The sequence below is a fragment of the Robinsoniella sp. genome, from assembly GCF_034124845.1.
Genome location: NZ_JAWYAJ010000261.1, coordinates 23,293 through 29,292, shown reverse-complemented (window position 1 = coordinate 29,292; position 6,000 = coordinate 23,293). Strand labels below are relative to the sequence as shown.

Annotated in this window: 6 protein-coding genes; 4 read left to right on the top strand and 2 right to left on the bottom strand. The window is 44.5% G+C overall.

Going from position 1 to position 6,000, the window contains the following annotated elements; all coding sequences use genetic code 11:
• Positions 1-27: 27 nt before the first annotated feature.
• The 3 genes from ACH2DQ_RS13020 to ACH2DQ_RS13010 all read left to right on the top strand — a co-directional run bounded on the left by ACH2DQ_RS13020 (position 28) and on the right by ACH2DQ_RS13010 (position 2,641).
• Positions 28-960 carry a transketolase family protein gene (locus ACH2DQ_RS13020; RefSeq protein WP_394914989.1) on the top strand — a complete coding sequence of 311 codons (933 nt, stop codon included), beginning with the start codon at positions 28-30 and terminating at the stop codon, positions 958-960.
• 67 nt (positions 961-1,027) lie between these two features.
• Positions 1,028-2,518 (top strand): glycerol kinase, encoded by a 1,491-nt coding sequence (locus ACH2DQ_RS13015; RefSeq protein ID WP_394914988.1) that lies wholly within the window; start codon positions 1,028-1,030, stop codon positions 2,516-2,518.
• Positions 2,519-2,641 (top strand): hypothetical protein, encoded by a 123-nt coding sequence (locus ACH2DQ_RS13010; protein ID WP_394914987.1) that lies wholly within the window; start codon positions 2,519-2,521, stop codon positions 2,639-2,641.
• Between the two features lie 13 nt (positions 2,642-2,654).
• Here the strand turns inward: ACH2DQ_RS13010 and hcp are convergent, their stop codons facing one another.
• The gene (gene hcp, locus ACH2DQ_RS13005) at positions 2,655-4,259 is read right to left on the bottom strand and encodes a hydroxylamine reductase (RefSeq protein ID WP_394915008.1); all 1,605 of its coding nucleotides are present in this window, start codon (positions 4,257-4,259) and stop codon (positions 2,655-2,657) included.
• A 90-nt stretch (positions 4,260-4,349) separates the two neighbouring features.
• Positions 4,350-5,099, bottom strand: coding sequence for an ATP-binding protein (locus tag ACH2DQ_RS13000; RefSeq protein WP_394914986.1), 750 nt, complete (start codon positions 5,097-5,099; stop codon positions 4,350-4,352).
• 142 nt (positions 5,100-5,241) lie between these two features.
• On the opposite strand from ACH2DQ_RS13000, the gene ACH2DQ_RS12995 reads away from it, so the two are divergent.
• Positions 5,242-5,883, top strand: a complete 642-nt coding sequence (locus ACH2DQ_RS12995; RefSeq protein ID WP_394914985.1) for a Crp/Fnr family transcriptional regulator — start codon at positions 5,242-5,244, stop codon at positions 5,881-5,883.
• The last annotated feature ends 117 nt before the right edge of the window (positions 5,884-6,000 follow it).

Below are 6,000 nucleotides of genomic sequence, written 5' to 3'. Positions count from 1 at the left end.
TAGCAGAGAAAAAGGAGGCGGCTCTTCATGAATAAGATTCCAAATCGTCAGGCTATATGTGATGTATTAATTGAAAAAGCAAATACCGATAAAGATATCGTGGTATTATGCAGTGACTCCAGAGGTTCTGCATCCCTGGCGCCCTTTACAAAGGCTCATCCGGAACAGTTTATTGAAGTGGGGATAGCAGAACAAAATCTGGTCAGCATTTCCGCAGGTCTTGCAAAATGTGGTAAAAAACCTTTTGCGGCTTCTCCGGCATGCTTCCTGTCTACCAGAAGCTTTGAGCAGGCAAAAGTTGATGTGGCATACTCTAATACCAACGTGAAATTAATTGGTATCAGCGGCGGTATCAGCTACGGAGCTCTCGGCATGAGCCATCATTCTGCACAGGATATTGCAGCGCTTGCCAGTGTGCCCAATATGAGAGTTTATCTCCCAAGTGACAGACATCAGACGAAGTGTCTGGTGGAAGCTTTGGTGCAGGATGAAAAACCGGCATACATCCGTGTGGGCAGAAATGCAGTAGAAGATATCTATGAAGAAGGAAATGTACCATTTGAAATGGATAAAGCAACAGTTGTTACAAAAGGCAGTGATCTTGCAATTGTTGCCTGCGGTGAAATGGTTAAACCGGCTGTGGAAGCAGCTGCGATGTTACAGGAAAAAGGGATTGGGGCAGCGGTTCTGGATATGTACTGTGTAAAACCACTGGATAAAGAGGCAGTTGTGAAGGCTGCCCAAAATGCTAAAGCAGTGATTACAATGGAAGAACATGCACCGTTTGGAGGACTGGGATCCATGGTCAGCCAGGTAGTGGCAAGTGAATGCCCGAAAAAGGTTATCAATATGGCGCTTCCGGATGCGCCAGTAATCACCGGTACATCAAAAGAGGTATTTGATTACTATGGTCTGAATGCAGAGGGGATTGTAAAGAAAGCCCTGGAAATTCTGCAGTAACTGGAAGTTAAAAAACTGTATTCCCGTCTGGCAAAGTTAAGCAGTTAATGGGGCATGAGAGGAAACTATGGCGAAAAAGTATGTTTTAGGAATAGATCAGAGTACCCAGGGTACGAAAGCATTGCTCTTTGATGAGGAAGGAGCGCTTCTTTACCGAAGCGACCTGCCTCATGAACAGATCATAAATGAAAAAGGCTGGGTATCTCATAATCCGATGGAAATCTATCGGAATACCGTACAGGTCGTGAAGAACCTGCTGGAAGAAAATCAGATTGATAAGAATGAAATTGAAGTAATCGGTATCAGCAATCAGAGAGAAACTGCGCTGGTCTGGGACAGAGAAAGTGGAGAACCTATTGCAGATGCCGTTGTCTGGCAGTGTGCAAGAGGAGAGGCGATCTGTAACCAGATAGAAGAAAAAGGCTGCGGAGAAATGATCCGATTACATACCGGACTGCAGCTTTCCCCCTATTTCTCAGCAGGAAAGATTGCATGGGTTCTGCAAAATATTCCGGGAGCACGTGAGAAGGCTGACCGCGGTGAACTTTGCTGCGGTACCATCGACAGCTGGCTGGTATATAAACTCACCGGACAGAAAATGTTCTGCACGGATTACTCCAATGCCAGCAGAACCCAGATGTTTAATATCAGTACGCTGGCATGGGACGAAGAAGTCTGCAGCTTATTTGGCATACCGGTTCCATGTCTGGCTGAAGTGACGGATTCCAACGGATATTACGGGGAAACTGATTTTGAAGGATATTTAGAGCATCCGGTAGCAATACGAGGTGTAATGGGAGACTCCCATGGTGCTTTATTCGGTCAGGGATGCCTAGAAAAAGGTATGATTAAAACCACATATGGAACCGGATCATCGGTAATGATGAATATCGGAGAAGAGCCTGTACTCAGTAAAAAGGTAGTAACATCGCTGGCTTGGAGTATGGATGGTAAAGTGAACTATGTTCTGGAAGGCAATATAAACTATACCGGTGCTGTGATTACATGGCTGAAGGAAGATCTCAAACTGATTCAGTCAGCAAATGATACGGAAGCGCTGGCAAGAAAGGCAAATCCTGAGGATCATACTTATCTGGTACCTGCATTTTCCGGCTTGTCGGCACCTTACTGGGACGGTAAGGCAACGGCTATGATAAACGGCATTACCAGAACGACAGGGCAGGCTGAAATTGTGCGTGCGGGACTGGAATGTATCGCATACCAGATTACAGATGTGGTTCGTGCCATGGGTGAAGAATCCGGCATTGAGATAAGCAGGCTCATGGTAGACGGAGGTCCTACAAAAAATGGTTACTTAATGCAGTTCCAAAGCGATATGCTGGGAATTGAAGTACAGGTACCCGACCAGGAAGAATTATCCGGAATCGGTGCTGCATACGCCGCAGGAATCGCTGCAGGAATATATGATAAAAACCGAATCTTTGACAGAATGAAACGGACCAGGTTCACCCCCCAAATGGATAAAGCAATACAGGAAGTTAAGTATGAGGGATGGGTAAATGCCGTTAAGATGGTGTTGACTGAGAAGCAGTTGTAAATGAAGTCGAAAACCCCGCTGCTCGCGGGAATAAAGACGGTGTATGATAAGAGCAGGAAGCGGGCAAAATTTGCCGGCTTCCTGCTCTTTAATGTGGGTTATGGAATATCTGCCAGAGGGTAAGGCGAGGCTAAAATTATTTACTAAGAATCTCCTTCAGATCTTCCCCGGCATCTCCGGTTGGATGAATATTAAAATTAGTTACCAGATATTCCAGTACGTTTGGCGATATAAATGCCGGCAGCGTAGGACCAAGGTAAATATTTTTAATTCCCAGGGATAAGAGCGTCAGCAGGATACAGACAGCCTTTTGCTCATACCAGGAAAGTACCAGGGTCAGCGGCAATTCATTAACATCACAGGAGAAAGCGTTTGCAAGCGCAACAGCTACTTTGATCGCACTGAAGGCATCGTTACACTGTCCCATATCCAGGATACGCGGCAGTCCGCCCAGTGTTCCCAGATCTAAATCGTTAAAACGGAACTTCCCGCAGGCAAGAGTGAGAATCTGGGAGTCAGCCGGTGTCTGTTTTACAAAGTCGGTATAGTAATTTCTGCCTGGTCTGGCACCGTCACATCCGCCAACCAGGAAGATATGTTTCAGATCACCGGAGTTTACAGCATTGATTACGGTTTCTGCTGCGGCTAAAACGGTATCATGTCCAAATCCGGTAGTGACCTGTGTTCCGCCATTGATTCCAGGTATGGTAACGGCTTCATCATAGCCGCCGAGTTCCAGGGCTTTTTTTATAACAGGAGAGAAATCCTTTGTGCCGTCCGCTTCATCAATGTGGGCCATGCCGGGGTAAGCCACTTCGGCTGTGGTAAATACCCGGTCCTGGTAACTTTCTTTAGGAGGCATCAGACAGTTTGTAGTAAATAGTACCGGAGCCGGAATAGCGGCAAATTCTTTTTGCTGGTTCTGCCATGCGGTGCCAAAGTGTCCTTTTAAATGTGGATATGCATTTAATTTTGGATAAGCATGTGCCGGCAGCATTTCCCCATGGGTATAGATCTGTATGCCCGTGTCTTTTGTCTGCTCCAACAGCAGTGCCAGATCGTGGAGATCATGGCCGGAGATTACAATAAACGGTCCTTTTTCTATAGTAAGGGAGACTGTCTTTGGGGATGGGGTTCCGTAGGTTTTTGTATTTGCAGTATCCAAAAGCTCCATACATTTCAAGTTGACCTGACCGGTTTCCATTACGAATGGCAGAAGTTCTTCCATGGTGTAATCATATCCCACAGCGAAAAGACCTTTGTAAAAGAACGCATTTACTTCCTCATCCTGATAGCCAAGTACCATTGCATGATAGGCATAGGCTGCCATTCCGCGCAGACCAAAGAGGATCAGGGATTTCAAGCTTCGGATATCCTCCTGGGCATTCCAGAGCGTATCACAATCAAAGTCATCATTTCTGGAACAGGGGGATCCGCAGGAACCGCATCTGGGAATTAAAGCTTCTTTTTCTTCATGTACCCTTGTGATTAGTTTCTCAATTGCCTCATCATCAAAGCTTACGTTTGTGAGGGTGGCAAATAATCCTTCAATCACAATGCGGTGAGTGGCAACAGAAGGGATATTGCCGTCTGTTGCTCTTGCAAGCCCGATCAGTGCCCCTGTTAACTGATCCTGAAGCTTGGCAGTACTTTCCTTTTTGCCGCAGACTCCGGATCTTCCTGTACAACCGGTACATCCGGCTGTTTGTTCACATTGAAAGCAAAACATTTTTTCCATAATTAATTCCTCCATAATATTCTTTATTTAATTAAAATGTAATAGGGTGTTTGATAAAACTTTGCCTAAACAAAATGAGACAGGATGTCATCCTTAAAAGGATACAAATTCTGATTTTATGATTTCTCCATCAATGGAAATGACCACCACACGGCAGGATATGTTTTTGCCGCTTTGAGCAATTGCGGTTTTTACCGCATGTTCCATCCCTCCGCAGCAGGGAACTTCCATGCGTACGATGGTAATGCTTTTCAGATCATTCAAATGAATGATCTCTGTGAGCTTTTCTGAATAATCTGTCTCATCCAGTTTGGGACAGCCGATCAGTGTAATATGACTTTTGATAAAGTCCCGATGGAAATTACCATAGGAAAATGCAGTACAATCGGCAGCTACTAATAAATCAGCCTGGTCAAAGTATGGAGCCTGAACCGGGACCAGCTTGATTTGTACCGGCCATTGAGTAAGTTCACTATTAGATGGCATATCTGTATTTACCGATGCGTCACTTCCGTGGCTGATGGTGTGGGCTCTGCTTCCCGGACATCCGTCGTGATGGATATGGTGTGAGGAAGCAGTTTGAGTCGGGGAAAAAGTTTTTCGTTTTGCAGCCATGTGTGCCTGTACGGCTTCTTTGTCGTAAGCAGGTGCCTCCCGTTCTTCAAAAGAAATAGCATCTTCCGGACATGCGGGCAGGCAGTCACCAAGTCCGTCACAATAATCTTCTCTAAGAAGTACTGCTTTGCCATTTACAATACCAATGGCACCTTCGTGGCAGGCATCTGCACAGATACCGCAGCCCGTACATTTCTTTTCGTTTATTTTTATAATTTTACGTATCATATTATTTCCTCCCAGCGTGTATTTGAAAATAGCTTTAGCTTATTACAAGCTTTAACCCTTGACTTCATGCTCAAATTCTACTATATTAAAAAGAAAAGTTCTGTTGGATTTACAACAAAAAAGAAAAAAAGGAAAAATAATTATGATCCAGTCACCATTATTTAAAGGAATTGCAGAAGAGGGATTAAAAGAACTGCTGAAATGCCTGAATGCAAAGGAATCAGCATATGAGAAAAATGAGTTTATTTTTCGTGCAGGAGAGAAAGCTTCTTCCATAGGTGTAATTATATGCGGCAGTGTCTATGTCTTAAAGGAAGATTTCTGGGGAAACCGAACCATATTGGCAAAGCTGGAAGAAGGGGATCTGTTTGGAGAAGCATTTGCATGCAGAGAAGAAGAGAAGCTTCCGGTGAGCGTGATGGCAGTGGAAAAGTCTCGTATTTTATTCGTGGATTACCGCCGTATTATTACCAATTGTCCCAACACCTGTGTGTTCCACGCTACCCTGATTGAAAATATGATTCGTATTTTGGCAGGAAAAAATGTAATGTTAACACAGAAGATGGAACATATGAGTAAAAGAACTACCAGAGAAAAAATTCTGTCCTATTTATCGGCGCAGGCCGTACGGTGCAAAAGTAATGCTTTTACCATACCGTTTAACCGCCAGGAACTTGCTGATTTTCTCTGTGTAGAACGGAGCGCGATGTCTGCCGAGCTTGGCAAAATGCGAAAAGAAGGGCTGCTTAGCTGTGAAAAGAACCGGTTTGTATTAAATAAATGATGATCTCTAGAACAGGCCTTTCCGAAGCGCTTTGGCATGCGGGCATTGCTCCGTAATCCTGACGATTTCGCAACTAATGCCCGCTCAGTATAGACATAAATTATACGTAGTATATTT

What these genes read in the sequence shown, in the direction of transcription:
- ACH2DQ_RS13020 (WP_394914989.1), top strand. Translation starts at nt 28, where the DNA reads ATGAATAAGATTCCAAATCGTCAGGCTATATGTGATGTATTAATTGAA.
- ACH2DQ_RS13015 (WP_394914988.1), top strand. Translation starts at nt 1,028, where the DNA reads ATGGCGAAAAAGTATGTTTTAGGAATAGATCAGAGTACCCAGGGTACG.
- ACH2DQ_RS13010 (WP_394914987.1), top strand. Translation starts at nt 2,519, where the DNA reads ATGAAGTCGAAAACCCCGCTGCTCGCGGGAATAAAGACGGTGTATGAT.
- ACH2DQ_RS13000 (WP_394914986.1), bottom strand. Translation starts at nt 5,099, where the DNA reads ATGATACGTAAAATTATAAAAATAAACGAAAAGAAATGTACGGGCTGC.
- ACH2DQ_RS12995 (WP_394914985.1), top strand. Translation starts at nt 5,242, where the DNA reads ATGATCCAGTCACCATTATTTAAAGGAATTGCAGAAGAGGGATTAAAA.